This window comes from Mycolicibacterium stellerae, assembly GCF_003719305.1.
GTDB lineage: Bacteria > Actinomycetota > Actinomycetes > Mycobacteriales > Mycobacteriaceae > Mycobacterium > Mycobacterium stellerae.
In genome coordinates, this window is record NZ_RARC01000006.1 from 13,697 (window position 1) to 37,705 (window position 24,009).

At 64.7% G+C, this 24,009-nt stretch carries 23 protein-coding genes and 1 pseudogene; 7 read left to right on the plus strand and 17 right to left on the minus strand.

Translation table 11 applies throughout. The annotated features are described in order from the left end of the window. The first annotated feature begins 37 nt into the window (after positions 1 to 37). A complete protein-coding gene (locus D6M19_RS10095; protein ID WP_123025266.1) occupies positions 38 to 1,150 on the plus strand; it encodes a class I SAM-dependent methyltransferase in 1,113 nt (370 codons plus the stop codon). A gap of 60 nt (positions 1,151 to 1,210) precedes the next feature. Here D6M19_RS10095 and D6M19_RS10100 read toward each other — a convergent pair whose 3' ends face one another. The 3 genes from D6M19_RS10100 to D6M19_RS10110 are packed head-to-tail and all read right to left on the minus strand — an operon-like array spanning position 1,211 to position 5,850. Next, positions 1,211 to 2,956, minus strand: a complete 1,746-nt coding sequence (locus D6M19_RS10100) for an acyl-CoA dehydrogenase family protein (RefSeq protein WP_123025082.1) — start codon at positions 2,954 to 2,956, stop codon at positions 1,211 to 1,213. Positions 2,957 to 2,966: 10 nt separating this feature from the next. Beyond that, positions 2,967 to 4,718, minus strand: coding sequence for an Hsp70 family protein (locus D6M19_RS10105; RefSeq protein ID WP_123025083.1), 1,752 nt, complete (start codon positions 4,716 to 4,718; stop codon positions 2,967 to 2,969). Between the two features lie 58 nt (positions 4,719 to 4,776). Next, complete coding sequence (locus D6M19_RS10110; RefSeq protein ID WP_123025084.1) at positions 4,777 to 5,850, minus strand: NAD(P)H-dependent amine dehydrogenase family protein; 1,074 nt, start codon at positions 5,848 to 5,850, stop codon at positions 4,777 to 4,779. A gap of 136 nt (positions 5,851 to 5,986) precedes the next feature. Between D6M19_RS10110 and D6M19_RS10115 the strand changes: the two genes are divergently transcribed. After that, a complete protein-coding gene (locus D6M19_RS10115; RefSeq protein ID WP_123025085.1) occupies positions 5,987 to 6,727 on the plus strand; it encodes a 3-oxoacyl-ACP reductase family protein in 741 nt (246 codons plus the stop codon). Between the two features lie 6 nt (positions 6,728 to 6,733). Here D6M19_RS10115 and D6M19_RS10120 read toward each other — a convergent pair whose 3' ends face one another. After that, a complete protein-coding gene (locus D6M19_RS10120) occupies positions 6,734 to 7,288 on the minus strand; it encodes a hypothetical protein (RefSeq protein WP_123025086.1) in 555 nt (184 codons plus the stop codon). A gap of 116 nt (positions 7,289 to 7,404) precedes the next feature. Between D6M19_RS10120 and D6M19_RS10130 the strand changes: the two genes are divergently transcribed. Beyond that, a complete protein-coding gene (locus D6M19_RS10130) occupies positions 7,405 to 8,106 on the plus strand; it encodes a sensor domain-containing protein (protein WP_123025087.1) in 702 nt (233 codons plus the stop codon). Between the two features lie 176 nt (positions 8,107 to 8,282). Here the strand turns inward: D6M19_RS10130 and D6M19_RS10135 are convergent, their stop codons facing one another. Then, positions 8,283 to 8,909, minus strand: a complete 627-nt coding sequence (locus tag D6M19_RS10135) for a TetR/AcrR family transcriptional regulator (RefSeq protein WP_123025268.1) — start codon at positions 8,907 to 8,909, stop codon at positions 8,283 to 8,285. A 20-nt stretch (positions 8,910 to 8,929) separates the two neighbouring features. Beyond that, a complete protein-coding gene (locus D6M19_RS10140) occupies positions 8,930 to 9,481 on the minus strand; it encodes a TetR/AcrR family transcriptional regulator (RefSeq protein WP_123025088.1) in 552 nt (183 codons plus the stop codon). Positions 9,482 to 9,645: 164 nt separating this feature from the next. Here D6M19_RS10140 and D6M19_RS10145 point away from each other — a divergent pair, with 164 nt between their 5' ends. Further along, positions 9,646 to 10,863, plus strand: a complete 1,218-nt coding sequence (locus tag D6M19_RS10145) for a cytochrome P450 (RefSeq protein WP_123025089.1) — start codon at positions 9,646 to 9,648, stop codon at positions 10,861 to 10,863. 6 nt (positions 10,864 to 10,869) lie between these two features. On the opposite strand, the gene D6M19_RS10150 is transcribed toward D6M19_RS10145, so the two are convergent. Beyond that, positions 10,870 to 11,958, minus strand: coding sequence for an NAD(P)H-dependent amine dehydrogenase family protein (locus tag D6M19_RS10150; protein ID WP_123025090.1), 1,089 nt, complete (start codon positions 11,956 to 11,958; stop codon positions 10,870 to 10,872). Beyond that, positions 11,955 to 12,983 (minus strand): Rieske 2Fe-2S domain-containing protein, encoded by a 1,029-nt coding sequence (locus D6M19_RS10155; RefSeq protein ID WP_123025091.1) that lies wholly within the window; start codon positions 12,981 to 12,983, stop codon positions 11,955 to 11,957. Before D6M19_RS10155 ends, D6M19_RS10150 begins: the two co-directional genes overlap by 4 nt. Before the next feature lie 80 nt (positions 12,984 to 13,063). On the opposite strand from D6M19_RS10155, the pseudogene D6M19_RS10160 reads away from it, so the two are divergent. Further along, a pseudogene (locus D6M19_RS10160) lies at positions 13,064 to 13,264 on the plus strand (glutathione ABC transporter ATP-binding protein); the annotation flags it as partial. A 31-nt stretch (positions 13,265 to 13,295) separates the two neighbouring features. Here the strand turns inward: D6M19_RS10160 and D6M19_RS10165 are convergent. The 8 genes from D6M19_RS10165 to D6M19_RS10200 all read right to left on the minus strand — a co-directional run bounded on the left by D6M19_RS10165 (position 13,296) and on the right by D6M19_RS10200 (position 19,891). After that, entirely contained in the window at positions 13,296 to 14,309 is a 1,014-nt protein-coding gene (locus D6M19_RS10165; protein ID WP_123025092.1) for a squalene cyclase, read from the minus strand. Further along, the gene (locus D6M19_RS10170) at positions 14,309 to 14,809 is read right to left on the minus strand and encodes a DUF427 domain-containing protein (RefSeq protein ID WP_123025093.1); all 501 of its coding nucleotides are present in this window, start codon (positions 14,807 to 14,809) and stop codon (positions 14,309 to 14,311) included. The genes D6M19_RS10165 and D6M19_RS10170 overlap by 1 nt, the downstream gene beginning before the upstream one ends. Further along, positions 14,793 to 15,674, minus strand: a complete 882-nt coding sequence (locus D6M19_RS10175; protein ID WP_123025094.1) for an oxygenase MpaB family protein — start codon at positions 15,672 to 15,674, stop codon at positions 14,793 to 14,795. The genes D6M19_RS10170 and D6M19_RS10175 overlap by 17 nt, the downstream gene beginning before the upstream one ends. Before the next feature lie 109 nt (positions 15,675 to 15,783). Further along, a complete protein-coding gene (locus D6M19_RS10180; protein WP_123025095.1) occupies positions 15,784 to 16,794 on the minus strand; it encodes a prenyltransferase in 1,011 nt (336 codons plus the stop codon). Between the two features lie 53 nt (positions 16,795 to 16,847). After that, positions 16,848 to 17,144, minus strand: a complete 297-nt coding sequence (locus D6M19_RS10185) for a WhiB family transcriptional regulator (protein ID WP_123025096.1) — start codon at positions 17,142 to 17,144, stop codon at positions 16,848 to 16,850. Positions 17,145 to 17,217: 73 nt separating this feature from the next. Continuing rightward, a complete protein-coding gene (locus D6M19_RS10190) occupies positions 17,218 to 17,658 on the minus strand; it encodes a hypothetical protein (RefSeq protein WP_164478421.1) in 441 nt (146 codons plus the stop codon). A gap of 451 nt (positions 17,659 to 18,109) precedes the next feature. Continuing rightward, positions 18,110 to 18,769 (minus strand): class I SAM-dependent methyltransferase, encoded by a 660-nt coding sequence (locus D6M19_RS10195; protein WP_123025098.1) that lies wholly within the window; start codon positions 18,767 to 18,769, stop codon positions 18,110 to 18,112. An 81-nt stretch (positions 18,770 to 18,850) separates the two neighbouring features. Beyond that, a complete protein-coding gene (locus tag D6M19_RS10200; RefSeq protein ID WP_123025269.1) occupies positions 18,851 to 19,891 on the minus strand; it encodes an alpha/beta fold hydrolase in 1,041 nt (346 codons plus the stop codon). Between the two features lie 240 nt (positions 19,892 to 20,131). Between D6M19_RS10200 and D6M19_RS10205 the strand changes: the two genes are divergently transcribed. Together D6M19_RS10205 and D6M19_RS10210 are read left to right on the plus strand one after the other, a co-directional pair. Then, complete coding sequence (locus tag D6M19_RS10205) at positions 20,132 to 20,578, plus strand: MmpS family transport accessory protein (protein WP_206428498.1); 447 nt, start codon at positions 20,132 to 20,134, stop codon at positions 20,576 to 20,578. After that, on the plus strand, positions 20,575 to 23,478 hold the full coding sequence (locus D6M19_RS10210) for an MMPL/RND family transporter (RefSeq protein ID WP_123025099.1): 2,904 nt from the start codon (positions 20,575 to 20,577) through the stop codon (positions 23,476 to 23,478). Before D6M19_RS10205 ends, D6M19_RS10210 begins: the two co-directional genes overlap by 4 nt. Here the strand turns inward: D6M19_RS10210 and D6M19_RS10215 are convergent. Then, positions 23,475 to 23,945 carry a hypothetical protein gene (locus D6M19_RS10215; protein ID WP_123025100.1) on the minus strand — a complete coding sequence of 157 codons (471 nt, stop codon included), beginning with the start codon at positions 23,943 to 23,945 and terminating at the stop codon, positions 23,475 to 23,477. The two genes, D6M19_RS10210 and D6M19_RS10215, sit on opposite strands and share 4 nt — an antisense overlap. Positions 23,946 to 24,009: the final 64 nt, after the last annotated feature.

Here is a 24,009-nt window from a genome sequence, read left to right on the forward strand (position 1 = left end):
CCGGTCTGCGGCCGCTACGGCAGCTACCGTTGTGGTCATGCCCGAGAAGCCGTCGGCGGCCGTACCCGAGTCGAGCGTGGTGGTTCGGCCCGAGCCGATCGACAGTGCGAAGTATTCGGTCACGTCGCGGCTGCAGGCGGCTGGATTGCGTCCGGCGATAGCGCTTTTCGAGCAGGCCGCCGAGACGGTGCCGCTTCCCAGGCAGCCGCAGCCGATCGTCATCGCCGACTACGGCGCGTCAACCGGACACAACTCGCTGCTGCCCATCTCCGCGGCGCTGCCGGTGCTGCGCAGCCGGACTCGTCCGGAGCATTCGATCCTGGTCGTGCACACAGATGTGCCGGACAACAACTTCACCGTGATGTTCAAAACGCTGGCCGAGGACCACGATACGTATCTGCGCAAGGATGCCGCGACGTTCGCTTCCGCCGTTGGGCGCTCCTTCTACAGCCAGATCATCCCGTCCAACAGCGTGCACCTTGGCTGGTCGTCTTGGGCGATCCAGTGGCTGAGCCGAATCCCTGGGCCGATCCCCGACCATGTGCAGGTGGCCTACAGCGCCGACGAAGGCGTGCGTGCGGCGTACGCCAAGCAGGCCGCACACGATTGGCACGAATTCGTCGCGTTCCGTGGCCGCGAATTGTGTCCCGGTGGGCAACTCGTGGTGCTGACCATGGCACTCGACGAGCACGGCGAGTTCGGCCACCGGCCGCTGCTCGGCGCACTGGTCGACGTGCTGTCCGAGCTTGTTGCCGACGGCCTGCTGACCGAGGACGAAGTGCGGCGCATGTGCCTGCCGACCGTTGGGCGGCGAGAGACGGACTTCCTGGCCCCGTTCGCGCCCTCCGGCCGGTTCGAGCAGCTGTCCGTCGAACATCTCGAGGTGTTCAACGCCGACGACCGATTCTGGATGCAGTATCAAGTCGACCACGACGCAAGCGCTTTCGGCGCGCTGTGGGCCGCCTTTGTCAGGGCGTCGGTGTTTCCGACGCTGGTGACAGCGCTGGCAGGGGGCCGCAACGATCCTCGGTCGGCACAGTTCTTCGATCGGCTGGAGGTCGGAATCGCCGAAAGGCTGGCCGCCGCACCGGAGCAGATGCAGATTCCCTTGGCCAAGCTGGTGCTGACGAAGCAACGAAGGACGAAATGAACCCGAAGCCGGCCGATATGCGGTGGCTGCCGGTCTACCGGAGAACCGCGTAGCGGGCCGTCATGGGCGCATCTCGTAGGCGCCGTCGTGGGCCTTTACCCGCTGCCACACGCGGCCGAAGCGTGCCGCGTCGGATACCGGTTTGCGGATCGCGCCGATCGCCCAGTCCTGCTGCGCCTGCGTGGAGCTCGACTTGCCATGCACGGCAACGGCATACGCGCTGAAATCGCGAACCTGGAAATCGAAGATCTGGTCGACGATGTCGTCGTCGACACCGGTCAGCTCCGCCTGCTCGAGGATGAGCTGCCCGTAGACGATCAGCGAGAACAGGTGCCCGACGTCGAGCAGGAAGTCCAGGTCCTTGAGCTGGTCGGCATCGGGGGCCGCGGTGAGCAGGAATTGCCTGAACGCCTGCGCCTGCTCGTAGAAGCGGGCGACGTTGGGGATGCCCAGATGCCTTTCGTAGGCCGGCGCCCAGTCGGCGAATTGCACCTTGCCCGCCCCACGCGTCGGTCCCTGATTCCAGAAGAAGACGTCGTCGGCGGGATCGTTGCGGGTCGGGATCTGCGGATACTCCTTGGGGTTGAGCATGTAGTTCGGCATGAACTTCAGCACCAAGCCGACGTTCACGTGCACGGTGCCCTCCAGCCGCGGTAGCGCCCCGATGAGCTGTGCCACCTCGCGGAACATGGTGTTCTTCTCGTATCCCTTGGCGGCGACCACATCGTGTAGCGCGCGAACGATCGTCTCGCCCTCCATCGTGACCTTGGCCTTGGTCACCGGGTTGAACAACAGGTAGCGCCGGTCGTCGAGGCTTGCGCTGCGGAGGTAGTCGACCGCGCGCTGGCTGAACAGTTTCATCGCCACGATGCGCGCGTAGGCGTCGACGAACGTTGCCCGCACATGGGGGAAGTCGGTCACCGGGTTGCCGTAGAGAACTCGGTTCTGTGCGTGCGTGATCGCCTCGTAGAAGGCATGCTCGACCATCCCGATGGAGCACGTGCACAGGTTGAACTTGCCGATGTTGACGGTATTCAGTGCGGCCGCAAAGGCTTCCACGCCGGTATGCAGGATGTCTTCGGCGCGCACCGGATAGTTCTCCAGCCTGAACGTACTCACATAGATCTGCATGTGCACGACGTTGTCGATCAGGTGGTAGTTCTCGTGGGCGCTGTCGGCGGTGAAGAACACATACCCGTCCTGGCCCTCGGCGTCGCCGCGGCGGCCGAACACCGAGACCATGCTGGCGACGTTGCCGTTGCCGATGTAGTACTTCTCCCCCGTCGCCCGGTAGAGGATTCCGGCTGTGCGGTCCTCCTCACTCGCCGGGGTGAGCACCATGTCGGTGTTGTAGACGTCGGCGCCGTGCTCGCGCTCGGACAGCCCAAACGCCATCACCTCGCCCGCCTCGAGATCGTCCGCCGCCTTGAGCTTGGCGTCCTTGTTCTCGCTTTGCCAGATCGGCCCGAGCCCGAGGATGGTGACCTGTTCGGTGTACCAGTAGGTCAGCCCGTAGAACCCGAAGATCTCCGACAGCGCCGCGTTGCGGGCCGCATCCCAGCGCTTGTTCGGGTCGCCGTCGGCGAACTCCGACGGCGTCAGGAAGGTCGCGAACAGCCTCTCGCGCTTCACGAAGTCGACGAAGTCGGCTGGCCAAACCACCTTCAGGTCGTCGTCGAGAAGGCGCTTCTTGCCCTGACCTTCGAAGAAGTCGATGGTCGCGCGCAGCAACCGTCGGGTCTCGCCGTCGAACTGCTCGGGATCGTAGGTGTTCGGGTTGAACAGCAGGCCGTCCGTCTCGGTCATGAACGTGAGCCTAGGGCTGCGCCGGTTGGATCGGGTTCGGAACGAACGGCAGGCCCGGGATGGTCGAGTACGGCAGCGTCGGGATCAGCCGCGGCGGCGTCGACGGCGACGACGGTGACTCCGGGGCCGGCGGCGGTGCCTCCGACGACGGCGGCGGCGCCTCGCTCGTTGGAGGCGGCGGCGGAGGCGGCTCCTGAGTCTGCGTGACCGTCTCCGGTACCTGCGTGATCGTCTGCGTGACGGGCGGCTCCTCCTGCTGCGGTGGCGGCGCCTCCGATGCCGGCGGTGGCGGCGCTTCCGACGTCGGCGGCGCAGACGGAGTCGTCGTGCTCACGGTCGTCGACGACGGCGACGGAGCGCTCTCGTTGCTGCGTAGCACGAACCAAACCGCCAACGCGACGGCCAGTAGTACCAGGACCAGGCCCCCGACCAGCAGACCGAACGGCATCGTCCGCTTATCGGTCTCGTAGGGGCCCGTCTCCGGCTCGAACTGCATCTGTGGACGCGGGCCGCCCATCGCGTCGGTGGCGGCGGCGCCGCCGTAGTCGTAAGGGTCGGTCGGGGCGACGACATCGGGAACGTCGTCGGCCTCAGACCATGCCAACCCCGACGAGCCGCCGGACCCGAGCTCGTCCGCGTGGACTTCGGGCGCCATCTGGGTGGCCGCCACGGCGGCGGCTGCGGCGGTGGGTGGGGCGACCGCTTCGGCCAAGGCCGTCGCGCCCTCTTCAGCGGTGCCACGGGCGGCCCGGAGCCCGCCACCGATCGCCGATGTCAGCTCGGGGTGCGCGGTGGTGATGACCGGCACGCCGAAGTGCTCGGACAGCGTCGTCGTGATCAGGGGTACGCGCGCGCCTCCGCCTACGGATGCGACGGCGGCCAGCCCACGTGCACCGTTGCGATCAAGCGTCTCCTGCAGAGCGCCCGCGAACCCGTTGAGCGGCTCTCGGATCGCCTCGTCGAGCTCATTGCGGGTCAGCCGGACCTCGCCGCGATGTCCCGGCAGCTCGGCGGCGAGCGACGTGGCAGCAGTGGTGGACAGTCGTTCCTTGGCCGCTCGGCACTGCGTGCGTAGCCGAGTCAGCGGGCCGATCGCAGACGTTCCCGTCACGTCGACGGACCCGGCGTCGGAGATCCCCGCCAGGACCTGCGTCAGCAGCGCCTGGTCGATCAGGTCACCAGACAGTTCGCTGTAGCGCATCGTCTGGCCGATCGGTTCGGCGCCGTTGGCGGCGTCGAACAACGTGATGCTCGTCCCGCTGCCGCCGAAGTCGCATACGGCGACCATCCCGCTGGTCGGCAGTCCGGGATCGTCGTGCAACGCCGCGACAGCTGCCGTCGCGTCGGAGATGATCGCCACACCGGCGAACTCCCGCATCTGGGACAGGGCACCGCGCAGCGCTTCCACCGTCGCCGGACGCCAGTGCGCCGGGTACGTCACCACGATGGGGTCGGTGGTGGCCCGCCCATTGGTCACGTCGTAGAGCATCTCGAGCAGCGCTTCTGCAAGGAGAACCTCACCACGGTGGGTGCTGCCGTCGGAGGCGACAATGCCCACCGGATCTCCGACGCGGTCGACGAAACCGGTGATGACCAGCCCGCGCTCTTCGCTGTTCAGCCGCGGATTCTCACCGGGCAACCCGACCTCGAGTGACCGGTTCGGAAACAGGGTCACCACAGCGGACCGCGTCACCGCCGCCCGATTTACCACTACCGCCGTCAGGTTGGTGGCACCAACCGACAGCCCTACCCCATCAGCCATCTCAATCCAATCTCGCGGCCACCTTATCGTCCATCTCGCATGGAGCGTCAGGCGTTACTCAGCGAATGGTGCCGACCCCGGCAATAAGGGGTAGATCCAGCGGCGTCACCCAGCCGGGCGACAGGTCATTCACTGCCGGTACCGCGTTGAGTGCACGCATGCCGGTCGCGAGACAACCCGCGGCCGCAGCATCGCGGCCGGAGCCATCGGTGAACCGAAATGCCGTCTCCTGGAAGATGCTTGGCGTGCCTTCGATGTCGACGCGGTACACGTCGTTCTGGTTGCCGGTCGGCCAATCGGGGGCCGCATCATCGCCGATGCGGTTGACGTGTTCCAGCTGGATCCGGCTTTCGCCCTGGTAAACGCCGTTGATGGTGAACCGCACCGCGGCGACGTTGCCGGCCGGGATGACGCCCTTGGCCGACTTGCGTTCGATCGGAGTCACCCACTTGTCGTATGTGGTGGTGATCTCGTCGAGCATGATGCCCGCGGCGTGCGCGATCATGGGAACCGTTCCGCCCCAGGCGAACACAAGGATGTCGGGGGTTTCCAGCATCGCCTTCTTCTCTGGCGGCCTGCCGATTCCCATCTCCCGCTCGTAGTCGCCCGTGTAGTTCGTGTAGTCCAGCAACTCCGACGCGCGCACGGTGTGAACCTCCGAACACAGACCCATCAGCGTCATCGGGAAGAGGTCGTTGGCGAAGCCGGGATCGATGCCGGTGGTGAAGCAGGACGCTTCGCCAAGCTCGCATGCCTCGGTGATGGGTTGAATCCAATTCGGCGGATTCAGGTGCATCGTCGGCCACACCCACGGCGTCATCGACGTCGAGCAGACGTCGATACCTGCCCGCAGGAAGCGGGTCATCAGCGCGATGTTGTCGTCGGCGTGCGCAGCGGTCGGGCCGTAGTGCACAAGTGCATCGGGTTTGAGGTCGATCAGCGCATCGATGTCGTCGGTTGCGGTGAGGCCGAGCGGGGCGGGAAGGCCACAGATCTCACCGACATCGCGACCGATCTTGTCGGGACTGCTCACTCCGACGCCGACCAGCTCGAACAGGGGGTGCCTGACGACCTCGGCTATCACCATCTTGCCGACAAAGCCGGTGCCCCACACCACAATTCGCTTGGTCATCCGCTACCTCCAGTTGTTCCCGTTTAACGACCCCGCCTTCGGCCTTGGTAGCGCTCGGGCCGGGATTGCGGACTCATCAATCGCTGACCCTAATGCAGGTGGGAATTTCTGATCCGTGGGTTAGCTTTAACGCACTATGACAAACCTGCAAGGTCGCCGGGCGCTGGTCACAGGCGCCTCCCGCGGCATCGGCGCCGAAATCGTGCGGCGCCTCGCCGCCGACGGCGCCTCCGTTGCCTTCACATACGGTAGGTCCGCCGCGGAGGCCGAGAAGTTGGTCGCCGAGGCGACCGCCAACGGCGCAAAGGTCGTGGCGATCCAGGCCGACAGCGCCGACGCCGAACAGGTCGCGAAGTCGGTCGACGACGCGGTGGCCCAGCTCGGTGGCCTCGACGTTCTTGTCAACAACGCCGGGGTGGCCGTCCTGCGCGACATCGAGTCGTTCAGTCTCGATGAGTTCGACCGACAGCTGGCGATCAACGTGCGCGCGGTCTTCGTCGCGATTCAGCGTGCGGTTCCGCATCTGGACAGCGACGGGCGCATCATCAACATCGGCAGCATCAACGCCGACCGCGTGCCCGGACCCGGGCTGGCCGCGTATGCGATGACGAAGGCCGCGGTCGCGGGCCTGACGCGTGGGTTGGCCCGTGAACTCGGGCCCCGCGGCATCACGGTCAACAATGTGCAGCCTGGTCCGATCGCGACCGACATGAACCCGGATGAGGGCGAATTCGCCGAGTCTGCAAAGGAACTCATGGCGATGGGCCGCTACGGTCACCCCAGCGACGTCGCGGGCGTCGTGGGTTATCTGGCCGGCCGCGACACCGGATACATCACCGGCGCCAACTGGAATGTGGACGGCGGCTTCACGGTATAGCCGTTGTCACCTGCACAGGCGATTGCCTGCCGGTTCGCACACCAGCGGGTAACGCTCTACGGGGATCGGCAGTGGTCTGGCGAACGCCAGGGTGAACGGCGTCTTGGTCATGCCCGCCGCCGCGCCGCAGACCGCGTTGTGCAGCGACGTGTGGGTGCCGGTCAGCGTCGCGTCGTCGAACTTGTAGGTGTCGACGGTGGGTGCGGTGCTGCCGTCCGCGCACCGAAACCCTTCGGCCTTGTTCGTCGTGAGGGCCCACTGGCCTTCGGTGAGTCTGGCGTCGCCGCCCCAGTTCAGGTTGGTCAACTCGAACGTGTACTTGCCCGGGGTCGCGCTGACGACCTTCAGCTTGCAGGCCACCGGCAATTCCAGCGGCTCGCGAAGGTCACCCACGGTTGGTGTACACAGCGGGTAGATCGTCCACTCCGCAGGAGGCGAACCCTCGGCGTTGAAGGTGTAGATGCCCTCCATCACTTGATCCGCCGATGAAGGGCTCGCGGTGCCCAGACCCACGCCCGCCAGCACGACGGCAATGCTCAGTAGACGAGCAGTCGTCCCCATGTCCCCTCCTCAGGCCATTGCAAGGAGTATCACAGTGCCGCCGATCGGCATCAAGGATCGGCCACGGTCTGGCGATCACCGAGGCGAAGTGCCTGCATGTCTTCTAGACTCCCGCCATGACCAGGCCGGTGTCGATGTTCGCGCTCTGTGTGGCTGTCGCCTTCGGCGTCATGACGACGGGCTGCACCAGCATGGTGCAGGGCGAAGCCGTCAAGTCTCGCTCCTCGGTGCCGACGGACGATGTGCCGGCGCTCGAAGAGTCGGCGCTCGACAGCTTGATGCTCAGCAGGAGCGACCTGGAGAAAATCACCGGGGTCGAGGTGGAGTCGCTCTACTCGGCCGAGGAGATGAACGACAACGCCGACTTGGTTTCCGACCTCGATTGTCTTGGCGCGATCTATCCAGGCGAGGACGCCGTCTACGACGCCACGGAGTGGACCGCCATTCGTGACGAGTTGCTCATCGAGGCCAGCGGGGACGACGACGGACGCCTCGTCGAGCAGACGCTCGTGCTCTTCGACAACGCTGATGACGCCGTCGAGTTCTTCGATTCGTCCAAGGAAAAGTGGCGTGAGTGCGCGCAGGTGAAGGACATCGAGGTCGAGGACGGCCCGTGGGTGCCCGACACGGTCGAAGACGTCAACGAGCGGACAATCTCGCTGAAGGCTGAGGTCAGCGGAACCCTAACCGGGACATGCCAACACGCGATGGGCGTCGTCTCGAACCTGATCGTCGAGGGTTTCTCCTGCGACGTCGACGATAGCGACGATGCACAGAAGATCACCACGCGGCTTCTCGAGGATGCGGCCGAGCAGTAGGGCGGCCAACAGACCTGTGCGCGGCGCTGAGCACACTCGCGCTGCTGCCATCCTGTGGCTCAAGCGATTCCGGCACGGCACCGAGTCCGAACTCCGTACCCGCCGTGACGACAACCACCAGCGTCCTCACGACGCCGGCGCCATCGACGCTCACGAAGAACTGGTTCGACCTGCTTCTAGTTCACCCGATGGTGATCGACGTAGGCGGCGATCACATCGGTCAGCGCATGTAGCTCACGGCTGACGTCGACAGGTCCCGGCACCGCCATCTTGGCGACCATCGCCCCCATCAACGTGGTCCAGATGAGATTGCCGACCGCATCGGCGCGGCCGGGCTCCAGCCCGTCGGCGACATATCGGCCGAGGCGGGTGAGCGTTGAAAACAATTCCAGGAGATGTTGCTGGTCGACGTCGGCGCGGCCGGAGCGCGTCGCGATCAGAATCTCCAGTGCGGCAATCGATGTCGGGCTCAAGAACGCGTCGGCCACCGCGTTGACCACCAGTTCGGCCCTCGCATGCCCGGCCGTCGAGGTCAATTCCGGTTCCATGCCGCGCAGCGTTTCCAGGAGCTGGCCAAATCCTTGGTCCACCACGGCCATCAACAAGCCGTCACGGTCGCCGAAGTGGTACTGAATCACTCCCCACGTCACACCTGCCCGCTCCGTGATGTGTTTGGCGCTCGAGGCGTTGAAGCCCTCTTCGATGACACAGCGCACGGTCTCGTCGATCACCATCGCCCGGGTGCGGTCCGCACGGAGTTGTTTCCCGTTGACGGGTCGACGCGGCGAGATGTTGCTGGCCATGATTGTGGATTCGATTCTATTCACGTGGCGAATGCCGGAGAGATGAACCGGTCGACCATATTCCGTTCGAGTTCGGCATCGCCGACGGGCCAATACACCAGGGCCAGCACGACGCGCAGGATCCACTGTCCGGCCTCGGTGTCGTCGTCGGTCAGCCCATTGAGGTCGGCGGCGAGTCGGGCGACGATCGGTGATTCGGTGAGCCACGCGCGCTCCTCCGCGCCACGAATCGCGCTGAACATCGACTGTCTGAGCGGATCTGAGCGGATCTCCCGCAGCGCCACGGTGATCGCGGCGACGATCCGTTCCGAGCCGGTCAGGCCGTCGACGGCATTTCGCACCTGTCCGGCGATCCGCGCGGCCGATCGCTGGATGACGGCGTCCTGGATCTGACGTTTGCCGCCTGCACACCGGTAGATCGTCGCGCGTGAGCAATGCACCCGTGACGCCAGCGTGTCGATGTCGAGCGCATCGATCCCGTCGCTCGCGACCAGTTCGGTCGCAGCGGCGTAGATGCGTTCGGCGGCCGCGCTGCGCCGGTCGCCGCCGACTAGCCAGTCGCTGCGAGACATGGCGCCAAGTATCTCATGATGAGACGAATATGACGAGAATTCTCACCATCGCCGCAGGTTGCCGTCGCGGCGTGAGACGACAGGCCTGATGGCGGCGGACCTGCAGTTTTCAACTTCACCTGACATCGTTGACGCGGTCCGCCAACCGGGATCAGCCTTGACGGATGCGCGCACACCACGGTCGCCTCGGCCTCGACCTGTTCGAGGATCGATTCGTCCAGGACCCCTACCCGTTGTACGAACGCATGCTCGACAGCGGGGCGGTTCACCCTGTCGGCGAGTCCGGGTTCTATGCAGTGTGCGGCTGGGACGCGGTCAACGACGTCATCTCCCGACCGGAGGACTTCTCGTCGAATCTCACAGCGACGATGACGTATCAGGGCGGCAGAGTAGGCGCGTTTCCGATGGGCGAACTGGGCGCGGAGATGCAGGCGCTCGCCACCGCCGACGACCCGGCGCATGCGGTGCACCGAAAATTGTTGGTGCCCCAACTGGCGGCAAAGCGGATCAACGCACTGGAGTCGTTCGTCGGCGTGACCGAAAACCTCCTGTGGAACGAAGGCGTGCACGACGGGGTCATCGAGTGGATGTCGGCGATGGCCAATCGGCTGCCGATGATGGTGGTCGGTCGATTGATCGGCGTCCCAGACCAAGACATCGATCAGCTCGGGCAATGGGGCTACGCGGCAACCAAAGTCGTGGAGGGCCTTATCAATCCAGAAGAGCTCACGGCTGCGGGCCTCGCGGTGATGGAGCTCGCCGGCTACATCATCGATCACTTCCCAAAAGCAGCGGCCGACCCGAAGGACGACCTTTTCAGCGAAATCGCGTTGGCCTGCGCCGCAGGCGAATTGGCGGATGTGACGGCCCTGAACATGATGGCGACCCTGTTCAGCGCCGGCGGTGAATCGACCGCATCGCTGATCGGATCTGCCGCCTATCTCCTTGCAACCCGACCAGACCTTCAGCGGCGGGTACGCGAAAGTCCGAATCTGCTGGCGGTATTCCTCGAAGAAGTACTGCGATACGAGCCTCCGTTCCGTGGCCATTATCGGCATGTGCTCAACAACACCTCGCTCGCGGGCGTCGACATCGCTGCGGGGTCACGCCTTCTCCTGTTGTGGGGTGCGGCTAACCGGGACCCGTCGCATTTCGAGAACGCCAACGACTTTCGGCTTGACCGCGCCAGCGGAAAGGCGCACATATCGTTCGGCAAGGGCGCGCACTTCTGCGTCGGCGCCGCATTGGCTCGCATGGAGGCCAGAATCGTCATCGGGCGACTACTCGAGCGCACAACGTGGTTCCAAGCTTGGGCGACCGGGCGGTGGCTTCCTAGCCTGCTCGTGCGTCGACTCGAGCATCTCGAACTCAGCGTCGCTTGAGCGGCCTCACAGCTTGAAACGGCCTGCGAAACCGCGCAGCGGCAGATCCGCGCTTGTCACGAGTCCCGGCGGGGCGGCGACCACCGATCTGATCGCCGCAAGGGCGGGCATCCCGGTGACCGTCATGCCGATCGAGGCGAAGTTGTCCGGATTCGACAGATCGACACCTGGTTTAGGGAAGATCATGTGCTTGTTGTACACACATGGGTCACCCTTGATCTGAGTGATGTAGCAGCCCTTGATATCCCAGCTCGGATCGGTATGCGGGGTCATCTGCCACTCGAGGTGCGTCTCCACCCTCGGCACGCCGTCGACGATGCCCTGGTAACGGATGTAGTTGCCGCCAAGCGATCCCTTGGGCAGCGTGTACCAACCAAGGTCGACATCCTTGGTGCACGCACCCAACTCGTAGCTGAACTTGACCTCGTCGAGTTCCAGGTCGAAGCAGTCGGCCATCATCAGCACGCTGTCGGCGAAAACCTCTGTGTACTTCCTCAGCTTGCCGGGGATACTCGGGTCGTCGACGGGCAGCCCGTAACCGACTTCGATCCAGGTGTCCTTGCTGTGGTGACACGACACGTCGACGGACTCGATGGTGGTGACATTCTCGATCTCGGCGACGTCGGCGGAGCACACGACGCCGAGGATCTGGTTGAGCCCGGGGTTCATGCCGGTGCCGTAGAACGTCGAGCCGCCCCTCGCGCACGCCTCGGCCAGCAGGTCGGTGACCTTCTTGCCGGAGTGGTGCGGGTGGTTGGTATCGCGGTGGTACCCCGTGATCCAGTCGGCCGTGGTGACGATGTCGATACCCGCCTCGAGCACCTGCACGTAGAGATCCTCATCGGGGAAGACGCCGTGAAACGTCAGCACGTCGGGATCGGCCGCGATGATCTCCTCGACGGTGCCGGTGGCCTTCACGCCGTTGGGAGCCACGCCCGCCAGCTCGCCTGCATCCTTGCCGATCTTCTCCGGTGAGTAGCAGTGCACCCCGATCAGGTCCAGGTCGGGCTGATCGGCGATGCGCTTGATCATCTCGGAACCGACGTTGCCCGTCGCTACTTGGAACACACGAATCGGCTTGTCGGTGCGGCTCATTCGGTTCGACCTTTCTGTGCATACACTTCGGCGGCGCTGCCGCCGATCCCGTCGGGGTAAAACTGCTTGGCCCAGTTGCGAATGGCAGTGAAGCCCTGCTGCTCGGCGCCGGCCAGCGCGGGCGGATCCGAGTAGCGCTGGTGGCACCAGATGTGGATGTCCTGGGTGAACTGCCGGATGATCTCGTCCCCGAAATCGCGGGCCTTTGCCTCTGCCCTCGGCGAGTCGTCGCCGGGACGGCGGCCGATGTAGACCATGAAGCGGACATCGGACGTGCGGTCGTCGACGGGTGTGATCGCCGAGATGGTCCGGTTGTCGACCATCCCCCAACTCTTCGTCACCGCGATGCCGAGACCGCCGTTGATGGCTTCCACGCCGCTGCGGACGTCGTCGATCGTCTGGTTCTCGTCGCCTTCGAAGGTGATCGTGAAATCCACGTAGGACAAGGGCCCGTCGAAATCGTGGCGGGTGAACACCGGAACGATCGGAGTCTGGTGCACGAACTTGAAATGCGCGAAGTCGACGCCGTTTTCGAGCACGTACTGCGGATGCATCTCCAAGGTCTCGCGGTACAGCCGCTGTTGGGGGTAGTAGTCGGAGGCGCTACTGCCATCGGAGAACCCCGCGAAGATATCGGGTGCCTCGAAGTAGGGGTCGCGATCGTCGACGTCGTGCCAGATGTAGATCGACTCGTTGCGTTCAACGGCCGGGAACGTGCGGATGCGCCTGCCGCGATTCGGTCGATCCTGATACGGGATGCAGACGTTGCGACCCTCTTGGCTCCACTGCCATCCATGGAACGGACACTGCAGAACCTCGCCCACCACGTGTCCGCCGTATCCGAGATGAGCGCCAAGGTGCTCGCAGTAGGCGTCCATGACGGTCAGCTGACCGGACTGTGCACGCCAGGCGACCAACTCGCGGCCGAAGTACTTCATGGTGTGCACGTCGCCGACCTTTATCTCGTCTGACCAGGCGACTTGGAACCATCCGGTCGGCGTCATCGACAGTGGCGGTTTGGCCATGGATGAAAATCATAGAGCATTCAATGTAAATGGTGAACCCCGCCCGTTGCGCAACGCGACGACCCCAGTCGCGTGTTCTCGACCTGCACCTGACCTACCTGTTCATCGGACATGACCTCGCGGTCATCCAACGAAGAATGAGCCTCGACGTACTCGTCATACGCGATGGCGCGGCGGTCGAGTACCGACCTGCCGGCGACCTGTTCGACGACCCCGAGCAGGAGTACACCCGAACGCTCCTGACCGCGGTTCCTCCTGCACGACCCCGCGCCGCGGTGTGAACAGCGTCGAACGTGCATCCACCCCGATAAATCAGCCCTCAATTCGCACAGGTCGCACGTTCGACGCAGCGGAAGGCCGTTGTCGGGTCGCGCCATCCCACCAGTCGAGAACTCGAGTGCCGCACAGGGTCAACCATTTTGATGGCTCACCCTCTGCCACATCGGTTTCGAACCACACCAGGCCTGGTGGTCGTCCGGCCTGGTGCCACGTACCGTCGGGCTGGCGCGCGGCACGGATGATCTCGATCGCCTCGGCCATGCGCGGGTCGGGTGTCGCACCGTCGAGAAGCGACGACTCACGAAAGTAGCCGGCCGCGTTGAGCACGTTGTACTTCCAACGGAACGGGTATCCGAAATGGCTTACCCATGGCCCGACGGGTTCGCCCGTCGACAACCGGCGAAACAGCCCACGCTGAAGGAGATATTCCTCACCGGCCCGTCGGGCAGCCCTCGTCGCGGCAGTCCCGCCGGTGGCGACGTCATAGGCGAGTAAACCCTTGAGTGCGTTGAGCGTTGAGTGAAACGACGATCGTACGGAGCCGTCGACCCATTCGCAGTTCCAGCCGCCGTCGGAAAGCCGATGTTCGACGAACCAATGCACGATGTCGGTGATGTCGGCGCCGAGCCACGCACCGTTGGCGAGTGTCCATGCGTTGATGCAGCAGTCGACCTCGCCGCCCCAGTACGGCAGGTCGTCGTATTCCCAGCGCGCATTCTCCGCAAGAAGTTCGGCGGTGCGGCGCCCGCGCAGGACCGCGGCGTCAAGCCCCCACTCCCTCAGATCGTTGAGCACCCACGTGGTCGCCGTCCAGGGTTGGCCGTCCTCATCAGCGGCGAAGTCGAAGCCCGCGGGAAAGAAGGCGCCGCCTGCCCACAGACCGTCAGGCTCCTGCAGGGCAAGGAGGCGCGCACCGAATCCTTCTGTCGCGATTCTTGTTCGGGTGGCCTCCCAGACAGCAGGGGGATCGTGGGAGATGTCACGCTCGACTTGCCAGCGAAGGGCCGGGTCGGAGTCCAGTAGCCACGACTCCACGTCGTCAACCATCACCAGCCCATCGATCCGGGAATGCCCTTGAACGGCCCTGTGATCCAGCTCGTCACCCATCCGCCGTAGAAGCCGCCGGGCTGCGGGACGACGACTTCACCGTTGACGGTGCAGCGGTCGACGGCGGCAGCCATCGCGGAGATGGCACCGGCGATCGGTTCGAAGCCGGCTGTCGGGTGCGGGTACGTCCAAGCCGCACTCTGCGCGCGTTTGGTGCTGGTCACCAGGTCAAGGTAACTCGCCTGGCCTTTCCATTCACACCAGGAGGATCCCGGCGCCGGTCGCAGTACGCCATCCGCGAAGCATTCCCGCGGCAGGTAATAGGTCGGCGGATGGCTGGTCTCCAGGACACGCCACCCTCGGGTCGTCGACGCGATCGTGTCGCCGCCGAGTTCGACGGTGATGGCACCGGCGAACTGCTCCAGCCGGGGTGGGCGAGGATAGTCCCACACCGATTCCTGTCTCGGCCCGGGCTTTTCGGGCTCAGGCCACCGATTCATCGGCCACCCGCGCCGGCGTCATCGCCCATCGAATGCCGCCGACGACAACATTGCCCGCCATCTTGATGACGGTGGCCTCTACCGGCGGAACATACGGCAGCCACAGCGGCGCGCGAGCCCATGCCGGCAGCATCGAGACCGCGGTGGCGGCCAGAACGCCGTAGGGTGCCCGCGCCACCAACGGCAGCGGCGGTGTCAACAACAGGAACCGGGCCGCGTCCCGTGCAGACGTAGTTCCCCGTAGCTCAGGACGGTAGGAGGAAATCCGTTCCCGCAGTTGCTGTTCGGTGCGTGGGGGGTCGGTTACGCCCAGTGCCTCCGCGACACGGGCGGCGTCGGCGACGTAACCGTCGCGGCCGTCCTGATCCAACGGGTCAGCACCGTAGCGTTGGTGGGCGAGCAGGAAGCTGTCCACCTCGGCGATGTGCACCCACTCCAACAGATGGGGATCCGACGCGGAATAGGGCGTGCCGTCCGGCGCTACGCCGTGGACTCGCCGATGAATTCCTCGCACCTTGTCCACCGCACGCTGCGCATCGGCTTCGGTACCGAAGGTGGTGACCGCGAGGAAGGTGCTCGTGCGCTGCAAGCGGCCCCACGGGTCGCCGCGGTAGTCGGAGTGTTCGGCGACTCCCGCCATGGCGAGCGGATGCAGCGATTGGAAGAGCAGCGCGCGCAGACCGCCGACGAACATCGAGGCGTCTGCGTGCACCCGCCTGATCGGGCTGTCATCGGCAAACCAGCGCGGGCCGGGCGTGTCATGGATGCGAGCCCTGTTGTCGGCGCCGTCCGGGCCTGCGACCAGGCCGAAGAGCGCGCGGCCCACGGCGTCGCGGACCCCGCCGAGGTCACCCAACAGGCTCATACCTTCGACGGTACAGCGATAGGTTGCTGCGTTTGGATGACCTGGTGGTTGCGGGTGAAGGCTCATCCCCTGACCTGGACACCGCCAACGCGCGTCAGCTCGACGCGAGTCAGACGACCGTCAGCACGGCGCCGATCGCAAGCCCGAGCACCAGAAGCGCCCCGGCCTGCCGCACATGCAGCCACGCCAGCGCCGCGTACCACAGCGGCCAGATCGGGTAGCCCGGCGGCGGCTCGTCGGGCGGTGGTCGGCGGAACCGCGGCCAGACCTTCCAAAGCCGTGGTAGCGCAAGGAAAACGAGCAGTGCGGGCCATGGCATCACACCGAGCAAGACGGCCAGCACGACGAGCACGTAGAAGCCTGCCATCATCGCCAGCGTCGCACTGCGGGCTCGCCGCTCACCGAGAATGACGGGGAGCGTGCGAATTCCGAGCGGCTCGTCGAACGGGATTTTGTCGATGTGCTTGCCCATCAACACCGTTGTGCACAACAGCCCGTAGGGCAGCGACGCCAGCACGATGTCCCAGCCGACGCTGCCCACCGCCGAGTAGTAGGTGCCGCACACCATCAACGGACCCCAGACGACGAGGACGTCGGGCTCGCCGAGGCCGCGCTTCTTCAGCCGCAGCGGCGGCGCCGTGTAGGCGACGCTGAGGACGAAACCCGCGAGCGCGAAGGCCAGCACCGGCCAGCCGCGGGCCAGCGTGAGTACCACGAGGATGGCGAGGTCGGCGATGTTGACCAGGAGGATCGATATCAGCAACGTCCGTCGGGTCACCAGCTCTGAAAGCACGGGGTGCGGTGCGTAGAGCGCGCGCGGGTAGGTGGCGCTGTCCGTGCCGACCTGCGTGTCGAACAGGTCGTTCATCAAATTGTTCGCGACGTGGGCCAGGGTGATCCCGATCAACGCCAGCACGAGCCAGCGCCAGTCGAGGCCCGGCTCGCCAATCGCCAGCAGCGCGGCAACCAGACCCGCGACCAGGGTCATCGGCAGCACCGCCGCCCTGGTGACCACGAGCCAACGCGTGACGGTGTCGACGGGGGTGTCCGGCGGCGGATTCGTCGTCCGCAGGGCATAAGCCCAGGAAGAAAGCTTCGAGCGAGACGTGACCTCGGCCATTTCCGAATCGTATGCCCGGCGCCGATCGCCGGATGCAGACCGTCAGAATCCTGTCATCGCGGCGCACGCCCGCCGGCGAAGTGGTCCGACCAGGACGTGACCTCGGGGTGCTGCTTGATGAGCTTTCTGCGTTGACGTTCGGTCTTGCCGCCCCAGACGCCGAACTCGATCCGGTTGTCCAGCGCGTCGGCAAGGCATTCGGCGACGACGTCGCAATGGCGGCATATCAGGGCCGCCCGATGTTGCGCGGCGCCGCCGACGAAGAGTTCGTCGGGATCGGCGGATCGACACAGAGCCTTCGAGACCCAAGCGTTGCGACGTTCCGATGGCGACATGGCTATCTGCGTCATGGGGATATCTTGGGACTGGCGCGCAGTACCGACGTAAGTAGTCGGCTACTTCAATGTTCAATGCAGATGCGATCTACGCCTGATCCATGCCGATGTACACCGGGCCTCCGGTGATCGGCGCCGGACTGCCGCAGGCTGGCCCGTCGGAGGTACCGATAACTGTGCCCCTGAGGGTTTGGGCATCAAGCGAAAGCACTGATGTGCCGGCCGCGGCCGTCCCGTTCTTGCAATCCACAGCGTCCGGCCTTTTCACAGATCCGGTCCACCTGCCGTCGGCCAGATGAACTTTCCACGTCACGCCGTTGACACCGATCACCTGTGCGCAGCCGGGTCCGCACGCACTGACGTCCCACACACCGGCCATATTTCCTGGCGCCAGTCCGGGCGCAAGTGCGCCGCTGACAACGACCGTGTACTTGCCGGGGCTCAGATCATCGGCCAACGCCGGACCGGCCAGCCCGACGGACACTGCGCCAAATAGCACGGCGACTGCGACTGTCCGATCGATTCTCATGCGCTCCCCTTGCCGGACGCGACGTTTTGCCCATTCTGCGGCCAAGGCGCTCGGCAAGTCACAAGATCGACGAGATCGAGTCGTTGGACCCTTTACGTGATTACGCTTCAAGCCGTGGAGCTGGGGGTTTGGGGCCACTCCAGGTCCGGCAGGGCGGTGTGCCCGTCCCGATTCCGGGCGCAAAACCGCGCGCCATCCTCACGATGCTCGGTTTGCACGGTGGTTCGGTGATGTCGGCGGACACCTTGTTGGCATTGCTCCGGGGCGATGATCCACCACTCACCGCCGCAAAGGCGTTGCACAGGACATGGTTGTTCACCGATATCTGCACCGGGGCTGTGGATTCGCCGCTGGGATCGCGACCACCATGCAGAACTCGCGGCGCAGATCACCGATGACTTTGTGCTGCACCACAATTAATGATTCGGGACACCAGGTCGACTTGTCCGGATCACCGAGTCGCGCGGCCGACGATGAGCGGATGGACGATGGCAGGCATGCCGCGCCACACGCTGTCGTCGGCTGCGACAGTGAACCCGTTGGCGCGCATCAGGTCCGCGGTCGGGCGGTTGCAGCAACACCCGCCTGCAAAGCCGCGCCACGGGCGGAACAGGAGGTCCTGACACGCTGCGAGGAATCGCGACTTCGCACGCACGTGTTCGAGGAACAGCAACTGCCCACCTGGGCGGAGTACGCGTGCGATCTCGCCCAGAGTGCGTTCAGGGTCGGGGACGGTGCACAGGACAAGTGTCGAGACGACGGTGTCCACCGATGCGTCGGCGAACGGTAGGCACTCGGCGGGCGCATCGACGATCCGTGCGACGCGACCAGTGTGCTGCAGGCTGCGCGTGAGCCTTCGGCGCATCGACGCGTCGGGCTCGGTCAGAACGAGTTCGTCGACCTGGTCGGGGTAATGCTCGACGTTGAGTCCGGTTCCGGCACCGATCTCGACAACCCGTCCGCGGGCGTCGCCCAGCAGCGCGCTACGCCGGCTGCGCATGCCTGCGATCTCGCCCAGCCAGAGGAACGGGTTGTACACCAGAGCGAAAATTCGCATCCACACTCTCGATGGCGGGATCACGCGAATCTCGTTGCTCACTGTCTCAGTCATGCCGCCGAACGTACGGGCGGCGGCGCCGTGAGCGCATCGCTCCAATCGGCCATCTCCCGCAGATGGCCGATTCCGGCTACCTCACAAAAGCCCGAGGCGCGCGGCCTCCGCGACGGCGGCCGTCCGCGAGCTGCGCCCCAGCTTGCGGCGGATATTCGCGACGTGGCGGTGAACGGTATGCGAGCTCAACACCAGCTGATCTGCGATCTCGCGATCGCTCAGACCTTGCGCGACGCAAGCGAGGATTTCACGTTCACGATGGGACAGCACGACAGCTTCCGGCTCACCCGCTCGGTGTGATGACGACTGTTCCGGTGCCAGCGCTTCGCGGCATGCGCGGATCACGGAGTCGACATCGCCGTGCCACGGGAAGTGCGCGCTCCCCTGCAGCGGGATGAATCGCGCGCCGGGAATCGCGGCGGCAACCTCGCGCCCGAGTCGGAACGGTACGGCGCGGTCGCCGCGCCGATGCACGACCAGTGCCTGCGATCGGACGAGCGGAAGGAGCGCGCGCACGTCGAGGCGATAGACGAGTCCCAACAACTCGGCGGCGGCTTCGGCGGTCGCCGCCTCCCGCTGTAGCCCCGCAAAGCGCTCCTGCTCCCGAGGGTCGCCCCCGCCGAGGAAGATGTCGCTGAGCAGGCGCGCACCGAGTCCCCAGTGCGCGCGCACCGCCGCGATGATCGCGTCGCCCACACCAGGGGCCGTTATCTGCGCGCCATCGGGGTACGACCCATACAGCACCAGGCGCTCGACGCGTTCCGGATGCGCTGCGGCGAACGCGATGGCGGTGCAGCTCCCGCACGAGCCTCCGATTAGCGACACGCGCTCCAGTTCGAGTTCGTCGAGGAGCTTGCGCAGCGTGGCAACTTCCTCGTCGATGGTCAGGTCGGAGTCTCGCAGCGTGCGGTCTGACATTCCAACGCCGAGCCGGTCGTAGCGGATGAGTGTGTATCCATCGGCGACTCCTTCCCAGAATCGCCGGAAGCTCGGGCTCTGCCAGTCGAGTTCGAGGTGGCTCACCCACCACGCGGGCGCGACGAGCGGTGGACCACCCCCGCGCACCTCGTACGCCACGTGGCGGGCGCCAACGGGAAGGAACCGGATCTCAGACTCCAACATCGCCACGAGCCTACGACGGTCACCCCTCGTAACCAGCCACTTCGGACCCGCTGGTCAACAGCGTCTTTTGTGGCCGATAAAGCCTGGAAGTTGGCTGTGAGAAGGCGCCTCTGGTGTGCCCGCGCGGGGCCCGTATCGTACGGTCTACCTAGTTGATCTAACCGTCCGTCGAGGAGATGTCCCACGTCCGCGCCCGTCGACCACTCATCGTTGCGGCGTGCAGACCGCAATGGGTCACGGATGCCGCGGTTTTCGATCGGAAGCCGATTGATCCGACGATGGATGCTGCTGGTGGCGGTGCTCGTCGTCGCGGTCGCCGGATTCGCGGTGTACCGGTTGAACGGCATCTTCGGCTCCAAGGATGTGGTCTCCACCCCCAGTGGGGCCGCCAACGACATCGTCCCGTTCAACCCCAAGCACGTCGTCTTGGAGGTGTTCGGCCCCCCGGGCACGGTCGCGACGATCACCTACCTCGACGTCAACGCCCAGCCGCAGCGCGTCGACGACGCTGAATTGCCGTGGGCCTACGACACCACCACCACCCAACCGGCGGTCTTCGTCAACGTCTCCGCCCAGGGTGACAGCGACTCCATTGGCTGCCGAATCAAGATCGACGACGCGGTCAAGGACGAGCGCGCGGTGAACACCGTGAACGCCTTCACTTACTGCCTGGATAAATCCGGATGAGCCACCACACCACCACATCTCGACAATCGGTTCCGGACTCGATCCGGCGGTTCTCGGTGCTCATCGCGCTGTTCTGGCTGAGCCTGGCCGTCCTGACGAACGTTTTCGTGCCGCAACTGGAGACCGTCGCCGAATCGCATAACGTGTCGCTGAGCCCCCAAGATTCGCCGTCGCTGCTGGCCAGTAAACAAATCGGCAAGGTGTTCGGCGAGTTCGACTCCGACAGTTCGGCGATGATCGTCCTGGAGGGCGATCAGCCGCTTGGCGCCGACGCCCACCACTACTACGACGGCTTGATCGAAAAGCTCCGCCAGGACACCAAGCACGTCGAGCACATCCAGGACTTCTGGGGCGATCCGCTGACGGCGGCCGGCTCGCAAAGTAACGACGGCAAGGCGGCATTGGTGCAGCTGTACCTCGCCGGCAACCAGGGCGAGTCGTTGGCCAATGAGTCCGTCGATTCGGTGCGCGACATCGTCGACCACACACCGCCGCCGCCGGGGCTGCGGGCCTATGTCACCGGCGCCGCTCCCCTGGTCACCGATCAGTTCGAGGTCGGCCGCCATGGCACCCTGAAGACCACCTTGATCACCCTCGGCGTGATCGCAGTGATGCTGTTTTCGCTCTACCGGCGCCTCACCACGGTGTTCCTGGTGATCTTCACGGTGATGATCGAATTGACGGCGTCGCGAGGCGTCGTGGCCGTGCTCGCGAACGCAGGCATCATCGAGCTGTCGACGTATTCGACCAATCTGCTCACGCTTCTGGTCATCGCCGCAGGAACCGATTACGCGATCTTCATTCTCGGCCGCTTTCACGAAGCGCGTTACGCAGGGCAGGATCGCGTCTCGGCCTTCAACACGATGTACCACGGAACCGCGCACATCATCTTGGGTTCGGGCCTGACGATCGCCGGCGCGGTGCTCTGCCTGACCTTCACCCGGCTTCCGTACTTCAATAGCCTGGGTATCCCCGCCGGAATCGGTGTCCTTGTAGCAGTGGTGGCGGCGTTGACCCTCGCGCCCGCCCTTCTGGTCATCGGTCGCCATTTCGGTCTGTTCGAACCCAGCAAGCCCATGCGTACCAAGGGCTGGCGGCGGATCGGCACCGCCATCGTCCGCTGGCCCGTACCCATCCTGCTGGTGACGGTCGCCATTGCGGCGATCGGTCTTTTGTCCCTGTCGGGATACAAGACGAGTTACGACGCCCGTCCCTTCATGCCAGCCAGCGCGCCGGCGAATGTCGGGTACGCGGCCGCCGAACGCCATTTTTCGGAGGCACGGCTCAATCCCGAACTGTTGATGGTCGAAGCCGACCATGATCTGCGAAATTCGACCGACATGATCCTGCTCGAGCGCGTCGCCAAGGCGGTGTTCCACACCGACGGCATCGCTCAGGTGCAGTCGATCACCCGGCCACTGGGGACGCCCCTTGATCACACGTCGATACCGTTCCAGATCAGCACGGGCAGCGCGTCTCAGCTCAACAATCTGCCGTTTCAGCAGGCCCGCGGCAGCGACCTACTCAAGCAGGTCGACGTGATCAACAACTCGATCGACGTTCTGCGGCAACAATATGCGCTGCAACAACAGTCCAGCGCCGTCACCGACGAGCAGGCCAAGGCATTCCAGCAGACGGTCGCAACTGCCCAGGACTTGCGCGACAAGATCGCCAACTTCGACGACTTCTTCCGGCCGATGCGCAACTACTTCTATTGGGAGCCACACTGTTTCGATATCCCAATCTGTGCGGCACTGCGGTCGCTGTTCGACGCGCTCGACGGCATCGACGCGTTGACCGATCAACTAAGCGACGTGTCAGGGAGCATCGCCAAGTTGGATGAACTACAGCCGAAGCTACTCGCGCTGATTCCACCCCAGATCGCGAGCCAGGAGACGAACCGCGAACTGACGCTGACGAACTACGCCACCACGTCGGGCATCAACGACCTGACCGAGGCGGCACTGCAGAACTCCACCCAGCTGGGCGCCTCCTACGATGCGTCGAAGACCGACGACTCCTTCTATCTACCGCCAGAGGCATTCACCAACCCCGAATTCCAACGCGGGCTCAAGCTGTTCCTCTCACCGGACGGCAAAGCTGCGCGCATGATCATCACCCACGAAGGCATTCCCGCTACGCCCGAAGGCATTTCGCACATCGATCCCATCAGGCACGCCGCACAGGAAGCGGTCAAAGGCACGCCCCTGGCCGGATCCAAGATCTTCATCGCAGGCACTGCGGCCACCTACAAGGACATTCAAGACGGCGCCGAATACGATCTGATGATCGCCGCGATCGCCGCGCTCAGCCTGATTCTGCTCGTCATGATGTTCATCACCCGAAGCATCGTTGCCGCGGTCGTCATCGTGGGCACGGTGGCCCTTTCGTTGGGGGCCTCCTTCGGGCTTTCCGTGCTGATTTGGGAGGACCTGCTCGGTATCCCGCTGTACTGGATCGTGCTTGCGCTGGCTGTCATCCTGCTATTGGCCGTCGGGTCGGACTACAACCTGCTGCTGATCTCTCGTTTCAAGGAGGAGATCGGCGCCGGCTTGAACACCGGCATCATTCGGGCGATGGCCGGTTCCGGCGCCGTGGTGACCGCCGCCGGTCTGGTGTTCGCGGCGACCATGGCTTCGTTCGTGTTCGCCGACTTGCGGATTCTCGGCCAGATCGGAACGACGATCGCGCTCGGCCTGCTGTTCGACACGTTGATCGTGCGGTCATTCATGACGCCGTCGATCGCGGCGCTACTCGGCCGCTGGTTCTGGTGGCCGCTGAATGTGCGTCAACGTCCCGTCCCCCAGCGGTTTGCCCTTACCGACCAGAAGAAGGGACAACTGTCGCTTTGGCAGGACGAGGGCTCAGCGGTTACTTCCGAACCCCCGTCCCGCCGCTAGGCAGTGGCGAGCTCATCAGAGGACTCGGGGGCCGTCACCGAGACTTCCTTCAGATTTCCGTTCAACCGCGCGACCCTGCGCAGCTGATTGGCCATGTTCATGGAGGTCAGCATTGGGATGCCGCCGATGAAGGTTCTAAAGGAGGGATGGCCGCCATCTAGGTGGAGCATAAAGAGACAGCCCACCACATAGAAGAGTCCGATGGTGAACAGGGCTGCGGGTATCGCGTAGGCGAGCGGTGATCGAGCGTCATCGACTAGTTCGGTCGCATAGTCCACTTCGTCTCGCGACATCGGTTCGCGCTTGCGGAGCTTGGCCAGCACCGCCTTGTGGGCGCCCACTTGGTCACCCAGAGGGTGCGATGTCCGGTTCTCCAATCGGCTGATATAGATGAATACGCAAGTGGCGAAAACCATCTCCATCAATGCGGCAAGTATCGTGAGATCACCCCACGGACCGAGATTCACCCGTCTCTCCTCTGCTCCCCGATATCAAGAACGCTCGAAACGCTACTCCAACAACCTGGGAGGC

Coding starts and splice junctions, on each gene's coding strand:
- D6M19_RS10095 (WP_123025266.1), top strand. CDS start 38: ATGCCCGAGAAGCCGTCGGCGGCCGTACCCGAGTCGAGCGTGGTGGTT.
- D6M19_RS10100 (WP_123025082.1), bottom strand. CDS start 2,956: ATGACCGAGACGGACGGCCTGCTGTTCAACCCGAACACCTACGATCCC.
- D6M19_RS10105 (WP_123025083.1), bottom strand. CDS start 4,718: ATGGCTGATGGGGTAGGGCTGTCGGTTGGTGCCACCAACCTGACGGCG.
- D6M19_RS10110 (WP_123025084.1), bottom strand. CDS start 5,850: ATGACCAAGCGAATTGTGGTGTGGGGCACCGGCTTTGTCGGCAAGATG.
- D6M19_RS10115 (WP_123025085.1), top strand. CDS start 5,987: ATGACAAACCTGCAAGGTCGCCGGGCGCTGGTCACAGGCGCCTCCCGC.
- D6M19_RS10120 (WP_123025086.1), bottom strand. CDS start 7,288: ATGGGGACGACTGCTCGTCTACTGAGCATTGCCGTCGTGCTGGCGGGC.
- D6M19_RS10130 (WP_123025087.1), top strand. CDS start 7,405: ATGACCAGGCCGGTGTCGATGTTCGCGCTCTGTGTGGCTGTCGCCTTC.
- D6M19_RS10135 (WP_123025268.1), bottom strand. CDS start 8,909: ATGGCCAGCAACATCTCGCCGCGTCGACCCGTCAACGGGAAACAACTC.
- D6M19_RS10140 (WP_123025088.1), bottom strand. CDS start 9,481: ATGTCTCGCAGCGACTGGCTAGTCGGCGGCGACCGGCGCAGCGCGGCC.
- D6M19_RS10145 (WP_123025089.1), top strand. CDS start 9,646: ATGCGCGCACACCACGGTCGCCTCGGCCTCGACCTGTTCGAGGATCGA.
- D6M19_RS10150 (WP_123025090.1), bottom strand. CDS start 11,958: ATGAGCCGCACCGACAAGCCGATTCGTGTGTTCCAAGTAGCGACGGGC.
- D6M19_RS10155 (WP_123025091.1), bottom strand. CDS start 12,983: ATGGCCAAACCGCCACTGTCGATGACGCCGACCGGATGGTTCCAAGTC.
- D6M19_RS10165 (WP_123025092.1), bottom strand. CDS start 14,309: ATGGTTGACGACGTGGAGTCGTGGCTACTGGACTCCGACCCGGCCCTT.
- D6M19_RS10170 (WP_123025093.1), bottom strand. CDS start 14,809: ATGAATCGGTGGCCTGAGCCCGAAAAGCCCGGGCCGAGACAGGAATCG.
- D6M19_RS10175 (WP_123025094.1), bottom strand. CDS start 15,674: ATGAGCCTGTTGGGTGACCTCGGCGGGGTCCGCGACGCCGTGGGCCGC.
- D6M19_RS10180 (WP_123025095.1), bottom strand. CDS start 16,794: ATGGCCGAGGTCACGTCTCGCTCGAAGCTTTCTTCCTGGGCTTATGCC.
- D6M19_RS10185 (WP_123025096.1), bottom strand. CDS start 17,144: ATGACGCAGATAGCCATGTCGCCATCGGAACGTCGCAACGCTTGGGTC.
- D6M19_RS10190 (WP_164478421.1), bottom strand. CDS start 17,658: ATGAGAATCGATCGGACAGTCGCAGTCGCCGTGCTATTTGGCGCAGTG.
- D6M19_RS10195 (WP_123025098.1), bottom strand. CDS start 18,769: ATGACTGAGACAGTGAGCAACGAGATTCGCGTGATCCCGCCATCGAGA.
- D6M19_RS10200 (WP_123025269.1), bottom strand. CDS start 19,891: ATGTTGGAGTCTGAGATCCGGTTCCTTCCCGTTGGCGCCCGCCACGTG.
- D6M19_RS10205 (WP_206428498.1), top strand. CDS start 20,132: ATGCCGCGGTTTTCGATCGGAAGCCGATTGATCCGACGATGGATGCTG.
- D6M19_RS10210 (WP_123025099.1), top strand. CDS start 20,575: ATGAGCCACCACACCACCACATCTCGACAATCGGTTCCGGACTCGATC.